Here is a 21,954-nt window from a genome sequence, read left to right as displayed (position 1 = left end):
ACCTCCGGTATTGCAACCCCAGTCTTGGAATATCCAGTGCGCGCACCTGGCTAGTGCATTGGGCGATTTTCTCTCTACTTGATTTTTCATAAAGCATTTCTTTAAAGAAATTTTCTATTATCTAATTTATTGATCTCGCGGGGGGATAGATTCAGGCAAATGGCCAGAGTTATCCAGTAAAAGGTATAAGTCATGGCGTTGTCGGACGTGAAGATCGTGGCGGTGTACATTGCTATTAGAAATCCTAGTCGACTCTTCTTTGCCAAGACGCTTAAAAAAATGACCATCAAAATGGTTCCAATAAGGCCGTAGTCTGTCAGCATTCGGAGCCAGTCGTCGTGTAATAACTTGTAAGTTACTGACTGACGAAGGCTTACAGCTTTGCTCAGCATTGAGTCTGTAAAACCTGTTCCATGCCCAATTATTGTGTGAATAATATTATTACGAGGAATCATAAAATTAGTAAATGAACTTATGCCGCTATATCGTCCAGATGAGAGATAATTGGGGGATACGTTCGCTCGCCAATATTGATTCAAATAATCGGCAATCCATGTATAAAAAGTGCTCGCAAAGACACCTATTGCGGCGGCAATGGCGCAATAGGCAATAATTGTAACAACGCGGTAACGGGTGATTATGGGTAAAGGTAGGAAGTACTTCGCGCTATCTGCAGTCAAGGCGACTATTATCCCTACCAATGCGATTCTCTTCCCGAATAATAATGTAACAATAAAGGCTATGGCCATGGTCTTCGGCCACTTGCGAGAATATGCGGTTAGAAAAATGAGAGCCGATGCTAGGCCAATTGAAGATTCGGTGTCGCTCTGTGTGGCTCGATAACTATACTGCGATGCAAAGTTAATATCAAACCCACCCCTTGTAGTTGCTAATAAAATAAGTGCCATAACTTGAGCGGCTAGAAGTATTTGGATTGCACTTTGACGCGTACGGAATGCGATCGACACGGTGGCAATGGACATTATAACGAAGATAAACTCGCTATTGAATTGTCCACTGGTAATTAGTGCCAGTGAACACCAAAACGCCCACAATAATAAAAGCAATATAAAATACTTATTAAATTCAACTTTTGATTTAATCCAGCATTCTACAATAATAAACATTGGTATGGCGTTGTAAAGTGGACGAAAAAATATAAAAACGTCTGCGATGATAGTTACGAGACAAAATGCAAATATTGAAATTGTCACTAATGGGGTGGCGTTTGCAAATTTCTTATAAGTATATTTTGTGCGGGCAGCGTTCATGGTCTTGGCGACCATCCTTCTATTGATGGGGGTGTTCGATGTCAGGGGAGGTGTGATCATAGTTCCCAGACTCCAAACCTTGCCAGATCTAGGTTCATCGCTTGGTCGATGAAAGCTATCGTTTCGGCTTTAAGGGCTTGTGCATATTGCCCGGCCTTCCCGCTGCGCCGGTGTTCCATCTTACGATCGCCATCGCCTTTCGGCAGTCCGTGCTCATAAATTCCCGTCAGTTCGTCAACTACGGATTGCCTGGGCTCGAGGCCCAGTGCTTCGATGAAGGCTGCCGCCCATGTCGAGGGGGCATTGATCAGTTGTTCGTAGGTGAGGAAGGTGACGTTGGGCTTCCCCAGCAGGTGCTCAGCATATTCTTTGTAAGTGGAGCGAATGATCGGAAGTTCATGCTCTACATACTCGTCAATCGTCATGGCTCGCGCTTCACGGCGCCGCGCTTCGTATTGCGCGCGCGACTTGCGCCCGCCGGGCAGGGCATGGCTATAGCCCACGGAATAATACATACTGACGAGTACGTCGCGTGGGTCGCGCAGAATGAGCAGTATGCGGCGATTGTCCATATTGGAAGCAGCAACGTACCGGCGCAATGGGCCGTACATGGCATTTTTCATGGAGAAAATGCGTGATGCATCGCGCTGTATCGCGGCGTAGACATCCAATTCCCCGGTGTTCCAGTAATGCCCTGCGTAGTTGTAAACGCGGTATTGGCCGTATCGCGCCTCGATTAGAGCCAGCGCCTTTGAAATGTATGTGCTGGCACACTTTTCGATCGTGAACAGCAGCGGTCCTGTCGCTGTAGGATCGGGGCGAAGTACGTGCCGCCCGAGGGTCTCGCGGCCATAATGAAGGTAGGTGGCAGCCGCCTTCACAGTGGCATTTCGAGTAATCAGATTCTTCAAGTGCGTTTTGCTCATTTGCAAACGTGCTTTCGTGATGTCGCGCATCGCGCGGATGTCATTTTACCGTTCTCAAAGCCATTGCATCGCGAGTAAACAGCAAAAATACCATGCTTAGCAAATGGCCTATGGTCATGAATGCGGGTACGGCAATAGGGCCCATGTCTCTGACCCAGAGCGCTGTTCCAATGATCGCTATGAATGCGCTCGCAAGATTGGACGTGGTCAGGGGGCGCAGTTTGCCGATCGTGCTAAAGGCGACAAAGAACGGGAGGCGAACCAGCGTTAGAATGTTCAGGCAAACAAAGGCAATGAAGATGGGCACGACGTCATTACCGTGAAGGCCGAGAGCCTGATTGATTATGAGGTCCGATACCAGAACAATAGCGAGTGCAAGCAGGGTAATTGCCAGGACGCTGACGGCCGTCATTCTGACAAGGAAATCTCTCATCCGCGCAATGCCGCTCGCGGCATAGCGTTGTGCTGCCATTGAAGGCATGACCTGCATCAGGGCGTTGAACGGCAAATTCAGCAGGTTTGCGAATTGTTGAAGTGCTCGCAAGGCGCCGAGCGCGGATTCGCCTACCAGCGACGTGGCGATGAACATAGGTAGATTGTTCTGGATCGCGTCCAGAAGCATGGAGCTGCTCATCCAGCCGACAAACGCGCGATGCCGAATCCAGAAATCCTTGAATGCATTTATGGCAAATTTTAGCTGGCCTATGCGATAGAGTCCTGCGCCGCAGCCCAGCAGCGCGGATCCGCCCCAGATCCATAGCGCCGCCTTTGCCGTGAGATCCTCCGGTTGAAATACAGCAAGCCCCAAAAGTATCCCGATTTGAATTGTGAAGCGGGTTGCGTCGACCATGAACGATTGAATTGGCCGCAAGCTGTCCAGATGCAATCGGCGCAGAAAATCCGCGTAGTTGACGGCACTATTTGCAAAGAACAAAGGTATCGCGATGGATGGAAGCCATGGTGTCGAAAATAATATGGCAAGGGGATGTGATATCGTCCAGACAAATAAGCCAGAGAAAATTGCAAATACGGCAGCATAAATTATAAGAAATAAGCGATATTCTCTTGATCGACCGCTGTCTATCGTTGGCATGATGCTCGACATCGGAGTCAAAACGACGCCGATTAGGAACTTTCGTATCATCATGACTAGAAGGAAGCACAGACTATAGCGGCCAAATATGGCCAAGTTGGCTCCGTGAATGATGATTACCGACGTAGCAAAATTGGCGCCGCTCGTTACGAGTTGGCTTGCCAATGCCCAGAATGGTTCGCGGGCGGTCCGGTACCGCTGGATCCCCAGATCCAAGATTCTGCCAACGGCCATTGCTCGTTAACGACTTCGCGCCACTTGTTCTGTTGCGGGCGTCGTCGTTACCTTCCACACGAAGCGCGGGGCAAGAATCAAGTACCGCTTCCACAAGCGTCTTGGGTCGCTTGCGAGGCGGAACAGCCATTCGAGCATGACTTTGCGCATCCACTTGGGCGCGCGTTTGACATTGCCTGTCTGAAAGTCAAAGGCAGCGCCTACGCCGATCAGGGTTTGCGGCAAGTGCTTGTAGTGATCGCGCATCCAGACATCTTGCTTGGGGCTGGAAATCCCGACCCAAACAATGTCCGCGCCCGACGCTTTGATACGCTCCACAACGGCGTCATCTTCTTCCTTGGTCAACGCACGAAATGGAGGGCACTCTGTGCCGGCGACCTGGAATCCCGGATAGCGTGCCTTGAAAACCTCTGCGAGTTGCTCTGCAATTCCTTCCTGTCCGCCATAGAAGTAGTGCGACAAACCTCTCTGGACCGAGCGCTTTGCGACAAGGTCGATCAGATCCGGGCCGCATGTCTGCTGGACTGGGAGACCGCGCAATCGACCTATCTTGGCAATATAGGAGCTGTCCGGCGTAATCATTGCGGCTTCCAGATGTAGGTCGCGGATGGCGGGATCGTTGTTGATGGTCATCAGGCTGGGGACGTCCCTGATGCAAACGAAGCGCCCAATATCGTCTTTGGACCATTCCTCTATTGTCTGGGCTGCGTGAACCGGGGTGGTTATCGTAACCGGCACCCCAAGCACGTCATATGTCGGCAGCTTGTCCGGAATGTTCACTGGAGTGTGCCCCTGTACCAGTCATACGTCTGTTTGATGCCCTCGCGGATTCCGATCTTCGGTGCCCAACCGAGCGACTGCAGTTTTGCAGAATTCATAAGCTTGCGCGCCATGCCATCGGGCTTGGAGATGTCCTGTACGATTTTCCCCTCATACTCCACCGTTTCGCACACCATGCGGGTAAGATCGAGTATGGAAATTTCCTCTCCACAGCCGACGTTGACATGTTCCTCATCGGAATAGGTCTTCATCAAGAAGACAAGGGCATCGGCCACGTCGTCGACGTGAAGGAATTCGCGCATGGGTTTCCCGGTACCCCAGACTGTTATTTGTGGAGCATCGGCTAGCTTCGCCTCGTGGACTTTGCGGATGATTGCGGGAACGACATGGCCCGAGGTCAGGTCAAAATCATCGCCTGGTCCGTAGATGTTGGTGGGGGCGGCGCTGATGAAATTGCATCCATACTGGCGGCGGTAGGCTTGGCACATCGTGATGCCGGCGATCTTGGCAACCGCATAGGGCAGGTGCTCGGAGTCGATTGGGCCCGTCATCAGTGCATCCTCGACAATTGGTTGCGGAGCGTTGCGCGGATAGATGGCGGAGGAGGCGACGTGAACCAGTTTGTCGACATCCGTTTCTCTTGCGGCGTTTATAATATTGGTGGCGATCATCAGGTTGCGATAGATGAATTCGGCTGGGAGGTCGCGGTTGGCAACGATGCCTCCTACTTTTGCTGCAGCCACATAGATCTCGCTCGGCTTCGTGGCGCGCAGCCAGCCCAGTACGGCGGACTGGTCTTCTAGATCGACTTCCTGGCGTTCGACAGTGATTACGTTGACTGCCTCTCGGGTTAGCCGTCGCACAAGGGCAGAGCCCAGCATTCCACTGTGGCCCGCGACCCAGACCTTTTGGGGGGCTTGTGGGTTACGCCGCTGAGTCTCGATGTCCATTACCGATCCACAGGCACATGGTCCCGTTCCATATGGTTTCCACTCGTAATTGGCAGGCTGTGCCGCCCTGTTGTGCGGCGGCACAGCCTACAAAAGATATTATGCCGCGTTGCGTCGCACTTGCCACTCGATCCACTCGTAGGTCTTTTCAAGGCCCGCGCGGAGAGTCTGCGATGGTGCCCAGCCGAGCTTCTCCTGGATCAGGGAATTCTCGGAATTGCGGCCGCGTACGCCAGTCGGTCCCGGGATGTGATTTTTTTCGATTTTCTTGCCGGCAATGTCGGCCACGATATCAACCAGCTGGTTGATCGTGACCATCTCTTCAGAGCCAATGTTCACCGGGCCTTCGAAGTCGGATCGGGTCAGGCGCAAAGTGCCTTCCACGCATTCGTCGACGTAGAGAAAGGAGCGTGTCTGAAGGCCGTCGCCCCAGATTTCTATGGCATCGCCTGAAGTGACCTTGGCAACCTTGCGGCAGATCGCAGCCGGTGCCTTTTCCTTTCCTCCATCCCAAGTGCCCTCGGGGCCGAAGATGTTGTGATAGCGTGCGACGCGGTTGTTCAAGCCGTAGTTGCGATTGTAGGCAAGGAACAGGCGTTCGGAAAAGAGCTTTTCCCACCCGTATTCGCTGTCAGGAGCTGCAGGATAAGCCGACTCCTCCCTGCAATTCGGGTTGTCGGGATCTTCCTGGTTGTAGGCGGGATACATGCACGCGGACGACGAATAGAAAGTGCGCTTGATGTTGCGCTTGTGTGCAATGTCGGCGACGTTGAGATTGATGGTCGCGGAGTTGTGCATGATGTCGGCATCGTGCTCGCCGGTGAAGATGTATCCGGCACCGCCCATGTCTGCGGCCAGCTGGTAGACTTCATCAAAGCCGCGATCGATGACCGAGCGACAGAAATCCTGCTCGCGCAAGTCGCCGATCACGAAGTCATCGGCATGTGTTTCAGCATGTTCGTGGAATTTCAGGTCTACACCACGTACCCAAAAACCCTCTTTCTTAAGGTGTTTGACGAGATGACCTCCTATAAAGCCACCGGCTCCGAGAACTAGAGCGCTTTTCATGCCATAGAAATCCCTATTTGTTGTATCTTCAAATTTTTGACTAACTTATTTAATGTCAAAAATCTGCGGGTAACTTTGTGTCTGTATTCCAAGTAGTATTGTGAAGTCTGGTGGGACATTCGACTTGGCCTATGAGCTAGCGAAGTGTTCGCTGCGGTGCAACCAAATTTCGGCAGGCTGGTTGTGCTTGCGGATGTTCGGTTGGCAAGATGAATGAAATTAACCTTATTTGAAATAATATTTAAGAAAAACATTGGGTTGGGTGGAGGGGGCGAAAGTTGAAGGGAGCGTGATTAACCACGTTTTCCGGCGTCTCGTGGACAGGTATGTGTATCGGCAGTGCGACAGCCGATACTGACAGTGCAACTGCATCACAAAGAACCTAGCACATCCGAACTAGCGTAATGAACATATAGGCCCGTTTTGCATCCTGCCCGCGGTGCAGGTCGCTGTTGACGGATATGGAACGTGTGCTAACCGACCAGAAGTTACGCCGCCCGGAAATGCTCCAAGATCCGCCCGTCCAGCGGTTCCTTGAATCGCAAGGCCAGGTGGCTGGAGCTTTCCCGCGTTGCGGTCGCAGCAAGGGGGCCGATCGCGCCGATCCACAGCGAGACGTCGCCGTCGGTGACGGATGCGCCGCTGTCGGTTTCCAGGTGGCAGCCTTCGTCGGCCAGGTTGGAAATGCGCACTGCCGCAGTCTCGCGTGTGCCAACACATTCGCCGTAGAGAATAGCCGTCATAGTCCGTTCACGCCGCCCGGGGAGCATGCTCTCCGGGTCCTTCATCTTTCCTCGACCATCGCGGCTTGTGCCGTCTGGCCGGCGAGGGCGTTGCCTCGCATCCACTCCTGTAGCCGTCTTAAGGGTCAGAACGGTTTCAGGCGAGTGTTGATTACGTGACGATTGATTGCTGCCGCCTTTATGGCGTTCCCGAAGCGGCAAATGCACCGTCGTTTCCGGCGAAACGATGCATCACGCCGCCTCGTCGCGGGCGCCTTCGCCGTCCTTTCCGAACAGGGCTTTGACGAACTCGTCGCGCCAGTGGACCACGTCTTCGTCGCGGACCGAGGCGAGCAGCTTTTCGTGGCGCCTGCGCCGTTCGGCGAGGGGCATTTCCAGGGCCAGCTTGATGGTTTCGCTGACATGCTCGATGGAATGCGGGTTCACCAGCAGCGCGTCGGTCAACTGCAGCGCCGCGCCGGCGAACTGCGAGAGGATCAGGACGCCGGGGTCTTCCGGATCCTGCGCGGCGACATATTCCTTGGCGACGAGGTTCATGCCGTCGCGCAACGGGGTGACGAGACCGATGTCGGCAGCGCGATAGAATCCGGCAAGCTGGCGGCGCGGGTAGCCGCGGTTGACGTAGCGGATCGGCACGAAGGCGACGTCGGCGTGGGCGCCGTTGATGTGGCCGGTCTTGCGCTCCAGATCCTCGCGGATCTGCTGGTAGCTGGCGACGTCTCCGCGCGATGGCGGGGCGATCTGCAGCAGCACGACCTTGCTGGCCTGATCGGGATTGTCGGTCAGGAACCGGCCGAAGCTTTCGAAGCGTTCGCCAAGGCCTTTCGAATAGTCGAGACGGTCGACGCCGATCAGCATCTTGCGGCCGCGCACGCTGGCCTTGAGGTGATCGTGCGCTTCCCTGGCCTCGTCGCTCTTCGCGCCTTCGACGAATTCGGTGTAGTCGATGCCGATTGGAAAGGCGCGCGCTACGATCTTGCGGCCGCGGTAGTCGATGGTGCCGTCCTCGTTGATGTCGAGGCCCATTTCCTTTTCGACATAGTGCAGGAAGCTGCCCAGCCATTCCTCGGTCTGGAAGCCGATGACGTCGAATTCGAGCATGGAGCCGACCAGCCGCTCGTGGAACGGCAGCGAGACGAGCAGTCGGGTCGGCGGCCAGGGCGTGTGCAGGAACAGGCCCATGCGGTTCTTCACGCCCTTCTGGCGAAGCATCGAGCCAATCGGCAGCAGGTGGTAGTCGTGGACCCAGACGAGATCGTCGGGTTCGATCAGCGGCGTCACCGAGTCCGCGAAGCGCGCATTCACGCGCTCGTAGCCTTCGCCGAAGCTGCGATCGTATTCGGTCAGGTCGATGCGGTAGTGGAACAGCGGCCACAGCGTGCGGTTGGCGTAGCCGTTGTAGTACTCGTCGATGTCCTGCGGCTCGAGGTCGATGGTGGCGGTGGTGACGCCCTCGTTGCGTTGCATGTCGAGGTGGCCGGTGAACTCCTCGGTTTCCTGCCCCGACCAGCCGAACCAGATGCCGCGATGCTCGCGCAGCGCCGAGTTGAGGGCGATCGCGAGCCCGCCCTGGGCCCCCGCGGCGCCTGCCGCCTTGGGCACCGAGACGCGGTTGGAAATGACGATCAGCCTGCTCATTGTTACATCCCCTGTGATGCCCGCTATGGCATCCCCGAAACGGCGCGTGTTAGCGCCAGTCCCGCCACGACCGGGACAGCTGCCCGGCGCAATTGATGATACCGACGAGCGAGTACGTCTGGGGGAAATTGCCCCACAGTTCGCCGGTTTCGAAATCCATGTCCTCCGAGAGGAGCCCCGATTCCGTGCGATGCTCCAGCATCGCATCGAAAAGACGCCGCGCTTCCGCATCCTCGCCGCTGCGGTGCAGGGCCTCGATCAGCCAGAAAGTGCAGATGTTGAAGGCGGTTTCGGGCAGCCCGAAATCGTCCTCGTTATCGTAGCGCAGCATGTGTTCGCCGCGCCGCAGCGCCTTCTGCACCGCCTTGAGCGTGGCCTTGAACTTCGGATCCTCTGCCTGGACGTAGCGCAGTTCTACCATCTGCAGCAGGCTGGCGTCGAGCTGTGATCCGCCGAAGCTGGCGGCGTAGTGTCCGCCGGCCCCGCCGTCGTCGAGGTCGGGGCCTTCCACTTCGTGCCAGGCGCCTTCGTCGATGTTCTTGCGCACCGTGTCGGCGCGTTCGCGCCAGAGCTTCGCGCGATCTTCGAGCCCGAGGTAGTCGGCGGCATTGGCAAGACGGTCGCAGGCTGCCCAGCTCATCACGCTCGAATAGGTATGGACGGCCGTGCGGGTGCGCAGCTCCCACAGGCCCGCGTCGGGCTGGTCGTGGGTCTTCCATGCCATTTCGCCGACTTCTTCCAGGCTGGCGAAATCGTCCATGTTGGCGATACGCAGCAGGCGCTTGTCGGAAAAGGCCTGGATCGAAGGCAGGACGATCTGGCCATAGCAGTCGTTCTGCACCTGGAAGTAGGCCGCGTTGCCCACGCGCACGGGCCCCATGCCGCGATAGCCGGCAAGCTCCTTGGCCTCCCACTCGATGATTTCCCGGGCGCCGCTCACCGCGTAGAGTGGCTGGATGGCCCCGCCTTCGGCATCGTCGACGATGTTGCGCAGGTAGGCGAGGTACTTTTCCAGCACGTCGAGCGCGCCGAGGTCGTTGAGCGCCTGCACGGTATAGTAGGCGTCGCGGATCCAGCAGTAGCGGTAGTCCCAGTTGCGCTGCGAGTGTGGAGCTTCGGGGATCGATGTGGTGAGCGCGGCGACGATGGCGCCGGTTTCCTCGTGCTGGCACAGCTTGAGCGTGATCGCGGCGCGGATCACCGCGTCCTGCCAGTCGAGCGGGGTGGCGAGGCTGCGGACCCATTGCCGCCAGTAATTGCCGGTCAGGTGGAGCATGGTCTCGAGATCATGCTCGACATTGCCGTTGAAGGGCTCGTCGGGGCCGAGGAAGAAGTGCAATGGCTTTTCCAGCCGGAAGAAGCGTTCGTCGAGCACATAGCCCACCGGCGCATCGGTGGTCAGGCGCAGGGTGTTGCGTTCGACCAGATAGCGGATGTGGTTGGAGCCGTGGGTGATCTGGGCAAGCTGTGCGCCGTAGCCGCTCATCGGTGTCAGGACCGTGCGGATCCGCGGCGATCCGGCCACCGGACGGACGATGCGCGCGTAGGCGACCGGGCGGTACATGCGGCCCGTGCGTTCGTAACGCGGGCAGAAGTCGACGATGTCGACCGCGCCCCCGCTGGCGTCCTTGAGCCGGGTGACGAGAATGGGCGTGTTGCGCTGGTAGTGCTGGGTGGCCGAAACCTGATTCTCGAGTTCGAAGCGCCAGGTGCCCGCATCCTGTCCCTCTGCGCCGCGCATCAGCGCACAGAAGGTGGGGTCGCCGTCGACGCGGGGCACGCAGCCCCAGACGATGGCGCCGCGTTCGTCGATCAGGCCGCTGACCTGGCAGTTGCCGATCGGCCAGAGTTCCAGAGAGCTGTGGTCGGAGGGAGTGGGATCGGGCGAACTCATGCGTGGGCCTTTCCGTCAAGCGCCGATGCGAGCCATTCGTGAACTGCGGCGACACTCTCAAGTCGCCAGCGCGCGGCGGTCTGCCGCAAAGGGCCGACCAGCACACCGTTTCCGCCGAACTGCCCGACCGCGCGGAAGGCATCCTCGTCGGTCACGTCGTCGCCGACGAACAGCGGCGCAGTGCCGGTGAAATCGCCCAGTTCCATGAAACGCGAGACGGCGCTGCCTTTGTCCGAGCCGGGCATGACCAGCTCGACCACCTGCTTGCCGTGCTTGATCCCGAGGTCGTGCCGGGCGGCGATGTCCTGCGCGCAGGCGAGCAGGCCGTCGCGGGCATGCGGGTGATGGCGGTAATGGACGGCGACGCTGAAGGGCTTGGGCTCGACCAGCAGGCCGCCGTTGGCATCGGCGAAGCGTGACAGTTCATCCACCACGTCGGCGGGAATGGGATCGGCCAGGGGATGGACTTCGCCGCCGATGGTGGGGCGGAATTCACCGCCGTGCGATCCGGCCATGGCCACGTCGAGCGGCCCCAGCAGTGCATCGAGTGCAGCGAGCGACCGTCCGCTCACAAGCGCGAGGCGTCCTTCGAGCTGGCGCGAAAGGGCTTCGATGAGCGGCGGTAGCGAATGGGCAACCTCGACGCTGTCGGGATGGTCGGCAATGTCGACAAGCGTGCCGTCGAAGTCGAGGAAAAGTGCAGTCTGCGGAGAAATTCGCAGGGGAGGCGGCTGGGGAAGATCGCGCGCTTTGGCGCCCTGTTCCGCCAGCGAGAGGCTATCGCTCGGGTCGGTCATTGCGGTCAGTCTTGCACCTTCGACACGGAAAGGCCACCCCTGTTGGCCCCGAAAATGCCGCAGGTGCGAAATCGCGGCGTGGTGGCAAGGCCGCGGCGGAAGGCGGGGAGGTGGTCCCTCAGATGGCTTCCCGCACCGGACGAAGGTTGTGCAATCGCAATAGGCGTGACATCTGGTGCCGCCAATGAAGAGTATCGGCCCGGCCGTTCCTCATCCGGGGACAGATCGGCAGGCCCGCAGGCGGAAGGGCGCCTCGGCGTGCCAGTGCGAAAGGTTTTGAATGAAGAAAATCGTGGCGTTCGATCTCGACGGTACTCTGGCGCTGAGCAAGCAGCCGTTGACCGACGAGATGGCCGAGCTCATGGCGCAGCTTCTCACCGTTGCGCAGGTGGCCGTGATTTCGGGCGGCGACTGGCCGCAGTTCGACAAGCAGGTGGCCAGCCGCCTGCCCGACTATGCCGATGTCTCGCGCCTGTGGATGATGCCCACCAGCGGCGCGAAGCTCTACATTCACCGCGAGGGCGACTGGACGCCGGTCTATGCCGAACTGTTCACCGAGGAGCAGAAGCGCCAGATTCTCGAGGCCTTCGATGCCTCGCTGGAGGCCACGGGCTTCACGCCCGAGGAAGTCTGGGGCGAACGGATCGAGGATCGCGGCAGCCAGATCACCTTTTCCGCGCTCGGCCAGCAGGCCCCGCTTCACGCCAAGGAAGTCTGGGACCCCGATTTCGCCAAGCGCAAGGTGATCCAGGCCGATCTCGTCAAACGCCTGCCGGGCGTTTCGGTCAACCTGGGCGGGGCGACCTCGGTCGACGTGACCCAGCCCGGCGTCGACAAGGCCTGGGGCCTCAGGCGCCTTGCCGAGCACAGCGGCGTGGCCGAAGCCGACATGCTGTTCATCGGCGATGCGATCTTCCCGGGCGGCAACGACTATCCGGCCAAGGCCATGGGGCTCGATACCGTCTGCGTGCGCGATCCGGGTGACACCGCCAATGTGATCAGCGCCATCGTCGCTTGCCAGAAGGCGGGGTAGGGCGCACGCAGGGCCCATGCCCGCATTCTATCTCACGCTGATCGCGGTCCTGCTCGCCGGGATCGGCGCGCGCGACCAGATCACGGTCGCCAGCCTTTCGATCAGACAGGGACAGCGCCCCGGCGCCCTGATCGTGGCGCTGCTTTCTGCGATCGCTACCGCCGGGTTCGCGGCCTGGGCGGCCGGCATCGTGCTGGCCGAGCTGCCCCCGCCGGCGCGCACGATCTTTGCCGCCATTGCGCTGGGCATGGCCGGGGTCGAATCGCTCCTGCTGGTGCCGCGTCGCAACCCGCGCGAGCCGACCAATTCGCTCGGCGCGCTGTTGCTGGTGTTGGTCATGCACCAGGTTACCGATGCGGCCCGCTTTCTCGTGTTCGGCATGGGCGTGGGTTTCGCCGCGCCCATCGCCTCGGGTGTCGCGGGCGCGCTGGGGGGATGCGTGCTGGTGGCTTTCGCGTGGTTCTGGCCGCACCTCCTGGACACGGCCGCCGCGCGCTGGACAAGGCGCATTGTGGGTGCCTTGCTAACGGTCGTGGCCCTGACAATGTTCCTGTCGGAATTCGGGATTCTGTGATCGGTAATTCCGATAGAACAAAGTCCTGTAATCTACGTTCCCAATAACGACATCCTGTGCAACGCAACAAGGAGGGAACGACCATGACGTCCAAGGACAATTCGAAAGCCGCGCTGATCGATAGCCTCAATGGCCTGCTGGCGGACAGTTTCGCGCTCTATCTCAAGACCAAGAACTTCCACTGGCACGTGCGCGGCCCGCAGTTCCACGACCTGCATCTGCTGTTCGATACCCATGCCACCGAGGTTTTCGCCATGACCGATCTCGTGGCCGAGCGGGTGCGCAAGCTGGGCGGCAAGACGATGACCTCGATCGGTTCGATTGCGGCGAGGACCACGATCGCGGACGAGGACGACACCAGCCTCGATGCCATGGCGATGGTCAGGCAGCTGTTCGAGGACAACACCGCTTTCGTCGGCACGCTCAAGGCGATCAAGGAACTCGCCGGAGAGGCGGGCGACAATGCCACCGACGGCATGATCGATGACTGGACCGACCAGACCGAACAGCGCGCCTGGTTCCTGCGCGAAATTCTGGCCTGAGCCATTTCGTGCGGCCGGGGGGAGTGCTAGAACTGCTCCCATGCCCAAACTCGAAATGATCGAAGGCGCGGGGGATGGCGTCATCGCCGCATGGCTCGCCGACCGGCTGCGGGCGGCGCTTGCAACCGCGCCGGAAATCGCGGTGACCGTGCCCGGCGGCTCGACGCCGTTTCCGATCTTCGACCTTCTCGCGAAGGCAGACCTGCCGTGGAATCGGATTTCGGTCTGGCCGGGAGACGATCGCATCGTCGACGAGGATCATCCGGCCAGCAACGTCGGCAAGATCCGCGCGCGGCTAGAGCCGGCCGGCGCGCATATCGTGCCGCTTGCCGAAGACGCGCAGCCACCGCATTTCGCCATCGCCTGGCTCGGGATGGGCGGAGACGGACACATCGCCTCGCTGTTTCCCAACACCGATCCAAGGACGGACGATCCGCACCCGGTGCGCCGCCTGACGCCCGATCCGCTGCCGCCCGAGGCTCCGTTCGACCGCCTCAGCCTGACCATCCCCGCGCTTACCGACAGCGACGAGATCGTGTTCGTGATCCGCGGCGCCGACAAGCGCGCGGTCTTCGATGCGGCGGTGAAGGGGGAGCATGACCTGCCCGTCGCCCGCCTGCTCAAGGCCGCGCGGCACAAGGTCACGTGTTTCTGCTGAAGCTGCTGCCAGCGCCGCTGCACCGGGCGCTATACCGGCTTGCGCACTTTGCCCGGCGGCAGGTGTGGAGGCTGCGGCGCCCGGCCGTGAAGGGTGTTCGCGTTCTGGCGTTCGATTCGCAAGGGCGGGTGCTGCTCGTGCGCCACTCCTATGGCTCGGACAAGTGGATGCCGTCTGGCGGCGGCATCAAGGCGGGCGAGGACCCGGTGCCCGCGGCCATGCGCGAACTGGCCGAGGAGACCGGATGCACGCTCACCGGGGCAAGGCTGGTGGCGGTGATCGACGAGGATCTCCACGGGGCCAGCAACGAGGTTCATATCGTCGTGGGACGCACCGAGAGTGTGCCTCGGCCGGATCGGCGCGAGATCGTCGAGGCGCGCTTCTTCGCCATCGACAGCCTGCCCGAGCGCATGCCTCGCGGGCTGCGTGGTGGTATCGGGGAATGGATCGCCGCCTGGCAGGCCTACAGCAGCGAGAGCTGACCGTCCTTCGCGCGCGGCGTTTCGTCCTCGCCGCGTTCCAGTGCCGACAGGGTCAGTCCCATCAGCCGGATCGGTTGGGGCAGCGGCATCAGTTCTTCCAGCAGGGCGTGTCCGATCTGCGAAAACTCCGCCTTGTCGGCCACGAAATGGTGTAGCGAGCGCGCACGCGTCAGTGTCTGGAAATCAGCGTAGCGCAGTTTCAGCGTCACCGTGCGCCCGCGCGTTCCGGCGCGTTCGATGCGTTCCCAGACGATGTCGACGATGTGGTCCATCGTTTCGCGCAGGGCTTCGGGTTCCTTGATGTCCTCGGAGAAAGTGCGCTCGCCTCCTACCGACTTCCTAGGGCGGTTGGGGCGGACCTGCCTGAGGTCCACGCCGCGCGCGGCGCGGTAGAGATATTCGGCGAAGCTGCCGAAATGCGCGCGCAGGAAGGCAAGGTCCTTCGTTGCGAGGTCCGCGCCGTTCTCGATGCCGAGCCGCGCCATCTTTTCCGCCCCGCGCGGGCCGACGCCGTGGAAGCGGCGCACCGGCAGCGTGGCCACGAAAGCGGCGCCTTCTCCCGGACGAATCACGCACAGGCCATCGGGTTTGTTCTGGTCGCTCGCGATCTTGGCCAGGAACTTGTTGTAGGATACGCCCGCGCTGGCGGTGAGGCCCGTTTCGGCCTTGATGCGCCTGCGGATTTCCTCGGCGATGCGGGTGGCCGAGCCCATGCCCTTGATATCGGCGGTCACGTCCAGATAGGCCTCGTCTAGCGAGAGCGGCTCGACCAGCGGCGTATAGTCGAGGAAGATCGCGCGAATCTCCTGGCTGACCGCGCGGTAGACGTCGAAGCGCGGCTTGCGGAAGATCAGGTTCGGGCACAGCCGCGTGGCCCGTACAGAAGGCATGGCCGAACGGACGCCGAACGCGCGTGCCTCGTAGCTGGCGGCCGCCACCACGCCGCGCCCCGCCGATCCGCCGACCGCTACGGGCTTGCCCCGGATCGATGGATCGTCGCGCTGCTCGACGCTGGCATAGAAGGCGTCCATGTCGACATGGATTACCTTGCGAAGCCCGTCGGCCTCTTCCTCCTGCTCCGATTGTCCGTCTGGCGGCGACATGCCGTGACTATAGGCCCGACAGGATGAAAAGCGCCATCGCCCGCATGAATTTGCTGGCGCGCAATTCGCAGTTGCGGCATGCGCAGCGCCATGCATTCCCCCGATGCGCCTTCCCCCCATGCCGAAGACCGCTTCCCGATGGGGGAAGTGGAATTCGTGGCGATGATGGCCTCCGTCCAGGCACTGATGGCGATTTCGATCGACGTCATGCTGCCTGCGCTCGGCATCATCTCCGACGATCTGGGCGTTCGCGACCCGAACCAGCGCCAGCTCGTCATCGGCGTGTTCCTGATCTGCTCGGGGCTTGGATCGCTGTTTCCCGGCGCGATTGCCGACCGGTTCGGCCGGCGGCCGGTCCTGCTGACTGCCATTACGGCCTATGTCCTGCTCTCGATCGTTTGCGCGATTTCGGGGAGCTTCACGCTGCTGCTGATCGCACGCGGGATCGCGGGCGTGTTCACCTCGGCGATGCTGGTGTTGCCGATGGCGATCCTGCGCGATCGTTTCGAAGGCGACCGGATGGCGCGCACCCAGTCGATGATCGCGATGACCTTCATGGTCGCGCCGATGCTAGCGCCGATGCTGGGGCAGACGGTGCTGCTGTTCGCCGGCTGGCGCTGGATCTTCGGTATTACCGCGACGATGGGCGCGCTGGTGTTCGCCTGGGTCTGGCTGCGTCTGCCCGAAACGCTGGACCCGGAGCACCGCCAGTCGATCGCGCCGAAGGTCATCGCCGGCAATATGGTGATGGCACTGCGCGAGCGCGCGTCGCTGGGCTATTTCGTTGGCGCGGCGTTCGTGCAGGGGGCGCTGTTCGGCTACATCAACAGTGCGCAGCAGCTGGTGGCCGAACACTTCGGTGCCGGAGAGCTGTTCCCCCTGATTTTCGGATGCATGGCGCTCGTGATGGCGAGCACCAACTTCGTCAATTCCCGGATCGTCGAGCGCTTCGGCGCCCGCCGCGTCTCGCATACGGCGCTGATCACGTATATCGCGCTGGCCGTGCTCCACCTGGCCCTGGCTTGGAGCGGCGAGGACCTGTGGATCTTTATTCCGCTGATGACGCTCAGCATGTGCATGATGAGTTTCATCGGCGCGAACTTCCAGTCGATCTCGCTCCAGCCCTTCCTGCGCATCGGCGGGGCGGCGGCTTCGATCATGTCGTTCGTGCGGACGGTGGGCGGCTCGGTTCTGGGAGCCTTGATCGGGCAGGCCTACGACGGCACGGCGCGGCCGATCCTGGCGACCATGGCGGCCTGCGGGGCCACCGCGCTGATCCTGGTGCTTTATTCCGAAAGGGGCCAGTTGTTCCGCCGCGTCAATCCGCCCGGCTTCTACAAGAACATGCCTCCGCCCACCGTGCATTGAACCTGCCGGCGGGCGCGATTGTGAGGACGACCTAACCCGAAGCGGCAGGCTTGCCGGGACTCGCCGCGCGGCCCAGCGCCGCCAGCTCGCGGCGTGAAAGCGCTGGCCTTGGCGCGGGAGCGGGGTCGTGCCGGGCCTCGCCCAGTGCGGCGGCGGCGAGACGCAGTTTCGCGATCCTGCCGGTGCGTACGCGGTGATCCCAGGCATGGCTGCCCAGACGCTCCACCTCGCAGGCGATCGCGCCATAGATGTTGGCGGCGGACAGCACTGCCCAGCGCTGGCGGAAGGCCAGCCGCGCGGCGCCGACGCGGGCCGAGGCCTCGTACTGGCGGGCAAGGGCGCAGGCGCGCGCGATCAGCGGGACCAGTGCGGGGCGGTAATGCGGCTTGGTCACCTCGCCCGGCGGAATGTCGGCTTCGGCGAGCCATTCGACCGGCAGGTAGCAGCGGCCATGCGCGTCGTCTTCCCACACGTCGCGCACGATGTTGCCGAGCTGGAAGGCCACGCCAAGATCGCTGGCCCGGTCCAGCGTGTCCTCGTCGTCGGGGGAAACGCCCATGACGCTGGCCATCATCACGCCCACTGCGCCGGCCACGTGATAGCAGTAGCGCAGCATGTCGGCTTCGCTGCGCGGGCGCCATTGGGCGGCATCGAGCGCGAAACCGGCGAGCACGTCCTCGACCATCGCCCGGGTCAGGGGGACTTCGCGCATCAGCAGGCCCAGCGCGTTGAAGGCGGGGGCGCCGGTTTCCTCACCGGCCATGGCCAGCTCGGTCAGCGTGCGGATAGTGGCGAGGCGGTCTTCGGGGGCGAGACGCGTGCCCACCGGCCCGTGCACCATCGCCCGGCCGTGGTCCTGTTCGTCGGCGATGTCGTCGCAGGCACGGCACCAGGCGTAGAGCAGCCAGACCCGCTCGCGCGTTTCGCGGTCGAACAGGCGGCTGGCGGCGGCAAAGCTCTTCGATCCCCGGCGGATCGAGCGGCGCGCCGATTCGACAAGGGTGGCGCGGTCGTAGTTCCCCCTTGTCATGTTCGCGAAGGCAGGGCCCTGCCGGAACGGTGCGGCGTCGGCTCTGCGTCTTCCTGGACATGGCAGGGCGCGCGCATCACAGTGCGTCCGGGTCCATCTTCACGATCGGCGTGATCGGCTCATGCGCGTGCATGCGCTGCAGCAGCAGGTCGAGCTCGCTTTCGGCCATGATGATGCCCTGATGCGCGGGGCGCACGAAGCCGACTTCGGCCATGTGGCGGTTGAAGGCCAGAAGGCCGTCGTAGAAGCCGAAGGCATTGAGAATGCCCACCGGCTTGTTGTGATAGCCCAGCTGTGCCCAACTTACCGCTTCCCACAGCTCGTCCATGGTGCCGACGCCGCCCGGCAGGACCAGGAACCCGTCGGACAGGCGCGTGAAGGCGGCCTTGCGCTCGTGCATGTCGGACACGATGGTCAGTTCGCAGTCGTAATTCGCCACTTCGCCCTTCACCAGCGCCTGCGGGATCACGCCGATCACTTCACCGCCCGCCAGCATGGCCGAGCCCGCGATCGCGCCCATCAGGCCGAGCCGGCCGCCGCCGTAGACGACGCCGATGCCCTGCCGGGCCAGCGTGCTGCCGACCTCGCGGGCCAGCTCGATGTAGCGGGGATCGGCGGGAGTGGCGGAGCCGCAGTAGACGGCAAGGCGTTTCATTTCAGTCCATGACCTTCAGTTGGATGGGGGTGCCCTCGGGCAGATCGCGGGTCTGGCAGGCGACTTGCCCGGCAAAGGAAATGAGGTCCGCGAGCGGCTGGAGGACCAGGTTCTCGTGCGCGTAGTTCCCGGCGAGCAGGGCATGGGGCGCGAGCGTGTAGACTTCGCCGTCGCCGGGCGCGCCGAGCCGTTCTCGCGCCGCCTCGACCAGCGCATCGGCGCGCCACACGAGCGCGACTTCGGGATCGGCCATGTATTGCGCCGCCTGTTCCTCGCCTCCGAGCCGGATCAGTTCGCGGGTCTCTGGATCGAGGTAGTGGATCGTGCCATCCGCGTCGGCGACCAGCAGGTGCCCCATGCGGCTGGCCGCGACGATTTCCGCGAATGTCACGCCGGTCCAGCCCCAGTCGCGCCGCAGCGCCTGCAGGACGCGGTTCACCGCAGTTCCTCCAGCATCAGCTTGGCGGTCGCCTTGGCGCTGCCGACCACGCCGGGAATGCCTGCCCCGGGATGGGTTCCAGCGCCGACCAGATAGAGGTTCTTCAGCTTGTCGTCGCGGTTGTGGGCGCGCAGCCAGGCGCTTTGCGTCAGCAGCGGCTCGAGGCTGAAGGCATTGCCCTTGTAGGCCCCCAGATCGGCCTCGAAGTCGGGCGGGGCATAGTGGAACTTGGTGACGATGCGGTCCGCGATGTCGGGGATTAGCCGCCTTTCGACCTCGGCGAGCACGCGCCGCTCCAGTTCGGGCCCCACTTCGTCCCAGTCGATCGGCAGCTTGCCCATGTGCGCGACCGGCACCAGCGCGTAGAACGTGCTCTTGCCCGGCGGTGCCATCGAGGGATCGGTGACGGTCGGGTGGTGGAGATAGATCGAGAAGTCGCGCGGCAGCACGCCGTGCTCGAAGATGTCGTCGAGCAGGCCCTTGTAGCGCGGGCCGAACAGGATCGTGTGATGCGGGATGCCGGGCCAGGTGCCCTCGAGCCCGAAATGGACGACGAACAGGCTTGGCGAGAAGCGCTTGTGCGCCAGCTTGTGCGCCACTTCCCGTCCGCGCGCGTTGTCGCCCAGCAGATCGCCATACGTGTGCATCAGGTCGCCGTTGCTGGCGATGGCAGCGAAACGCTGCTTCCAGCCGCTTTCGGTCTCGACCTCCGTGACATGGTCGCCCAGCGTATGGATGCGCGTGACCTTGTCGCCGAGGCGAAGTTCGCCGCCCAGCCGTTCGAACAGGTTCGCCATGCCGCGGGCCAGCTTGTTGGTGCCGCCTTTGGTCCACCACACGCCGCCGTCCTTTTCCAGCTTGTGGATCAGGGCGTAGATCGCGCTGGTGGTCATCGGATTGCCGCCGACCAGCAGCGTGTGGAACGACAGCGCCTCGCGCAGCCTTTCGTCCTTCACGAAGCTGGAAACCATCGAATAGACCGAGCGCCAAGCCTGATAGCGGGCCAGCGCCGGGGCGGCTTTCAGCATGCTGGTGAAGGTGAGGAAGGCCTCGTGGCCCAGCTTGACGTAGCCTTCCTGCCAGACCCCGGCGGAATAGCGCACGAAGTCCTCGTAGCCGGCAAGGTCGTGCGGTGCGATCCGGGCGATCTCGCGGCGTAGCGCGGGCTCGTCGTTCGAATAGTCGAACACGGTGCCGTTGGTCCAGTTGAGGCGGTAGAACGGCATGACCGGCATCAGTTCGACGTCGTCGGCCATGTCGTTGCCCGAAAGCGCCCACAGTTCGCGCAGGGCATCGGGATCGGTGACAACCGTGGGCCCGGCATCGAAGGTGAAGCCTTCGCGCTCCCAGACATAGGCGCGTCCGCCCACCTTGTCGCGCGCCTCTACCAGCGTGGTGGGAACCCCCGCGCTCTGCAGGCGGATGGCGAGGGCGAGGCCGCCGAAACCGGCGCCGATCACGCAGGCTTTCTTCATGCCGGATCCCTTCCGTCGGTTGCCAGGTCTGCGAGCGGCCGCCCGCGTCCCGCCAGACTCGCCAGCGCCGCGCTGATCGGAACCGGCGGTTTTCCGGCGAGAATGCGGGCCTTGTCGGCAAGGCCGGAGCGCCCGGCATAGAAGCGTTCGATCAGCGGCCGGGGCAGACCGTAGAAGCGTTTGAGCACGCGCCAGCGTGCCTCGGGGCGCGCCGCGCCGAACAGCATGCGGCTCAACATCCGGTAGAAGCGCCCCCGGCGCCAGTGATCTGCGGCCCATGCATGACTGGCCCTTTCTAGGCTCGCGCCCGAGAGGTTGTCGAGAGCGCTAAGGTAGAGGGCGAATTTTACAGCATCGGGAAACGAATAGGAGGTCAGTGGATGGATGAGTGCGGCAGCGGTTCCGGCGCGCGCGGCTCCGCTGTCGCCTGCCTGCCAGAAGGCGTCGAAATCGCCCGCCGCGATCACCGGCAGCACGCCCGCCTCCTCGTAGGCGACCGCCTCGACCCGCCAGCCGTGCTGCGCGGCATAGTCTGCGAGACGGCGCCGCAGCACGGGCAGGTCGAGCGCGGGCGTGTCGGCATAGTAGGTGTCCTCGACGAAGACCTCGGTAGGCGAGAACGGCAGGCAATAGACGAAGCGATAGCCGTCCACCTGCTCCACCCGGGCGTCCATCACCACCGGCAGCGAGAGGCCGTGCGGGGCGGACAGGCGCAGGGTCTGTCCCATGAATTTTTGCCAGCCGCCCGTCATATGCGCCATGCCGTGGGTGCCGCGCGCGTCGATCACGGCCCCGGCCGCGATCGTGCGCCCGCCTGCGAGAACGACGGATGTCGGCGTCGCGGCGCAGACTTCTGCCCCGGTCACGATGCATTCGCCGGGCAGGGCCGCGCGCACGGCGGCATCGAGTTTCATGCTGGTCGCGCTGCGATAGGGCGTCGACAAGCGGCGCGATCGGCCCGGGAAGTGCACGTCGTACCCCGGCCAGCGCGCCGCGATCAGGGGCTCGACGAGCTCCTCGCCACCCGGGGGAAGGTCGCTGGCAAAGAACGACCAGACGTGATCGCCGCCCAGTTTCTCGCCGCGCTCGATCAGAATGACGCGCAGATCGGGTCGGTGCCGCGCCATGGCGAGCGCCACGAGGCCGCCACTCAGGCCGCCGCCCAGTACGGCGAGATCACAGCGTTCCGATTGCATCGTCG

The 21,954-nt window shown here is 61.9% G+C and carries 22 protein-coding genes; 6 read left to right on the top strand and 16 right to left on the bottom strand.

All coding sequences use genetic code 11. From position 1 onward, the window contains the following. Positions 1–101: 101 nt before the first annotated feature. The 10 genes from NZK81_RS00760 to otsB form a co-directional block, all read right to left on the bottom strand. Positions 102–1,331 carry a hypothetical protein gene (locus tag NZK81_RS00760; protein WP_260043136.1) on the bottom strand — a complete coding sequence of 410 codons (1,230 nt, stop codon included), beginning with the start codon at positions 1,329–1,331 and terminating at the stop codon, positions 102–104. Continuing rightward, positions 1,328–2,227, bottom strand: a complete 900-nt coding sequence (locus NZK81_RS00755) for a sulfotransferase domain-containing protein (protein ID WP_260043135.1) — start codon at positions 2,225–2,227, stop codon at positions 1,328–1,330. The genes NZK81_RS00760 and NZK81_RS00755 overlap by 4 nt, the downstream gene beginning before the upstream one ends. Positions 2,228–2,237: 10 nt before the next feature. Continuing rightward, a complete protein-coding gene (locus NZK81_RS00750) occupies positions 2,238–3,506 on the bottom strand; it encodes a lipopolysaccharide biosynthesis protein (RefSeq protein WP_260043134.1) in 1,269 nt (422 codons plus the stop codon). 24 nt (positions 3,507–3,530) lie between these two features. After that, entirely contained in the window at positions 3,531–4,304 is a 774-nt protein-coding gene (locus NZK81_RS00745) for a WecB/TagA/CpsF family glycosyltransferase (protein WP_260043133.1), read from the bottom strand. Continuing rightward, on the bottom strand, positions 4,301–5,254 hold the full coding sequence (locus NZK81_RS00740; protein ID WP_260043131.1) for a GDP-L-fucose synthase family protein: 954 nt from the start codon (positions 5,252–5,254) through the stop codon (positions 4,301–4,303). The genes NZK81_RS00745 and NZK81_RS00740 overlap by 4 nt, the downstream gene beginning before the upstream one ends. A 99-nt stretch (positions 5,255–5,353) precedes the next feature. Then, complete coding sequence (locus NZK81_RS00735) at positions 5,354–6,322, bottom strand: NAD-dependent epimerase/dehydratase family protein (RefSeq protein ID WP_260043129.1); 969 nt, start codon at positions 6,320–6,322, stop codon at positions 5,354–5,356. Positions 6,323–6,810: 488 nt separating this feature from the next. Then, on the bottom strand, positions 6,811–7,110 hold the full coding sequence (locus tag NZK81_RS00730; protein ID WP_260043128.1) for a hypothetical protein: 300 nt from the start codon (positions 7,108–7,110) through the stop codon (positions 6,811–6,813). Between the two features lie 186 nt (positions 7,111–7,296). Then, the gene (gene otsA, locus NZK81_RS00725; protein WP_260043127.1) at positions 7,297–8,703 is read right to left on the bottom strand and encodes an alpha,alpha-trehalose-phosphate synthase (UDP-forming); all 1,407 of its coding nucleotides are present in this window, start codon (positions 8,701–8,703) and stop codon (positions 7,297–7,299) included. Positions 8,704–8,752: 49 nt separating this feature from the next. Next, positions 8,753–10,597 (bottom strand): glycoside hydrolase family 15 protein, encoded by a 1,845-nt coding sequence (locus NZK81_RS00720; protein ID WP_260043126.1) that lies wholly within the window; start codon positions 10,595–10,597, stop codon positions 8,753–8,755. Then, positions 10,594–11,394 carry a trehalose-phosphatase gene (otsB, locus tag NZK81_RS00715; RefSeq protein ID WP_260043125.1) on the bottom strand — a complete coding sequence of 267 codons (801 nt, stop codon included), beginning with the start codon at positions 11,392–11,394 and terminating at the stop codon, positions 10,594–10,596. The genes NZK81_RS00720 and otsB overlap by 4 nt, the downstream gene beginning before the upstream one ends. A gap of 280 nt (positions 11,395–11,674) precedes the next feature. On the opposite strand from otsB, the gene NZK81_RS00710 reads away from it, so the two are divergent. The 5 genes from NZK81_RS00710 (at position 11,675) to NZK81_RS00690 (ending at position 14,683) form a co-directional block, all read left to right on the top strand. Beyond that, positions 11,675–12,427 carry an HAD-IIB family hydrolase gene (locus NZK81_RS00710; protein WP_260043124.1) on the top strand — a complete coding sequence of 251 codons (753 nt, stop codon included), beginning with the start codon at positions 11,675–11,677 and terminating at the stop codon, positions 12,425–12,427. 16 nt (positions 12,428–12,443) lie between these two features. After that, positions 12,444–13,001 (top strand): hypothetical protein, encoded by a 558-nt coding sequence (locus NZK81_RS00705; RefSeq protein ID WP_260043123.1) that lies wholly within the window; start codon positions 12,444–12,446, stop codon positions 12,999–13,001. 83 nt (positions 13,002–13,084) lie between these two features. Beyond that, positions 13,085–13,543 carry a Dps family protein gene (locus tag NZK81_RS00700; protein ID WP_260043121.1) on the top strand — a complete coding sequence of 153 codons (459 nt, stop codon included), beginning with the start codon at positions 13,085–13,087 and terminating at the stop codon, positions 13,541–13,543. A gap of 40 nt (positions 13,544–13,583) precedes the next feature. Continuing rightward, positions 13,584–14,201, top strand: a complete 618-nt coding sequence (locus tag NZK81_RS00695) for a 6-phosphogluconolactonase (RefSeq protein ID WP_260043120.1) — start codon at positions 13,584–13,586, stop codon at positions 14,199–14,201. Then, positions 14,189–14,683 carry an NUDIX domain-containing protein gene (locus NZK81_RS00690; RefSeq protein ID WP_260043119.1) on the top strand — a complete coding sequence of 165 codons (495 nt, stop codon included), beginning with the start codon at positions 14,189–14,191 and terminating at the stop codon, positions 14,681–14,683. Before NZK81_RS00695 ends, NZK81_RS00690 begins: the two co-directional genes overlap by 13 nt. Here the strand turns inward: NZK81_RS00690 and dinB are convergent. Further along, positions 14,665–15,786, bottom strand: coding sequence for a DNA polymerase IV (gene dinB, locus NZK81_RS00685; protein WP_260043118.1), 1,122 nt, complete (start codon positions 15,784–15,786; stop codon positions 14,665–14,667). The genes NZK81_RS00690 and dinB overlap by 19 nt on opposite strands. 78 nt (positions 15,787–15,864) lie before the next feature. On the opposite strand from dinB, the gene NZK81_RS00680 reads away from it, so the two are divergent. After that, on the top strand, positions 15,865–17,154 hold the full coding sequence (locus tag NZK81_RS00680; RefSeq protein WP_260043117.1) for a multidrug effflux MFS transporter: 1,290 nt from the start codon (positions 15,865–15,867) through the stop codon (positions 17,152–17,154). Positions 17,155–17,185: 31 nt separating this feature from the next. Here NZK81_RS00680 and NZK81_RS00675 read toward each other — a convergent pair whose 3' ends face one another. The 5 genes from NZK81_RS00675 to crtY form a co-directional block, all read right to left on the bottom strand. Continuing rightward, positions 17,186–18,184, bottom strand: a complete 999-nt coding sequence (locus NZK81_RS00675; protein WP_260043116.1) for a phytoene/squalene synthase family protein — start codon at positions 18,182–18,184, stop codon at positions 17,186–17,188. Between the two features lie 76 nt (positions 18,185–18,260). Continuing rightward, positions 18,261–18,839 carry an LOG family protein gene (locus NZK81_RS00670; RefSeq protein ID WP_260043115.1) on the bottom strand — a complete coding sequence of 193 codons (579 nt, stop codon included), beginning with the start codon at positions 18,837–18,839 and terminating at the stop codon, positions 18,261–18,263. 1 nt (position 18,840) lies between these two features. Beyond that, a complete protein-coding gene (locus tag NZK81_RS00665; protein WP_260043114.1) occupies positions 18,841–19,278 on the bottom strand; it encodes a DUF1851 domain-containing protein in 438 nt (145 codons plus the stop codon). Further along, a complete protein-coding gene (locus tag NZK81_RS00660; RefSeq protein WP_260043113.1) occupies positions 19,275–20,753 on the bottom strand; it encodes a phytoene desaturase in 1,479 nt (492 codons plus the stop codon). Before NZK81_RS00660 ends, NZK81_RS00665 begins: the two co-directional genes overlap by 4 nt. Continuing rightward, positions 20,750–21,949 carry a lycopene beta-cyclase CrtY gene (crtY, locus tag NZK81_RS00655; protein ID WP_260043111.1) on the bottom strand — a complete coding sequence of 400 codons (1,200 nt, stop codon included), beginning with the start codon at positions 21,947–21,949 and terminating at the stop codon, positions 20,750–20,752. The genes NZK81_RS00660 and crtY overlap by 4 nt, the downstream gene beginning before the upstream one ends. Positions 21,950–21,954 lie beyond the last annotated feature (5 nt).

The sequence above is a fragment of the Novosphingobium mangrovisedimenti genome (genome assembly GCF_025153475.1).
Lineage (GTDB): Bacteria > Pseudomonadota > Alphaproteobacteria > Sphingomonadales > Sphingomonadaceae > Novosphingobium > Novosphingobium mangrovi_A.
The sequence above is the reverse complement of the archived record's forward strand: the minus strand, read 5'-3'. Positions and strand labels throughout refer to the sequence as shown.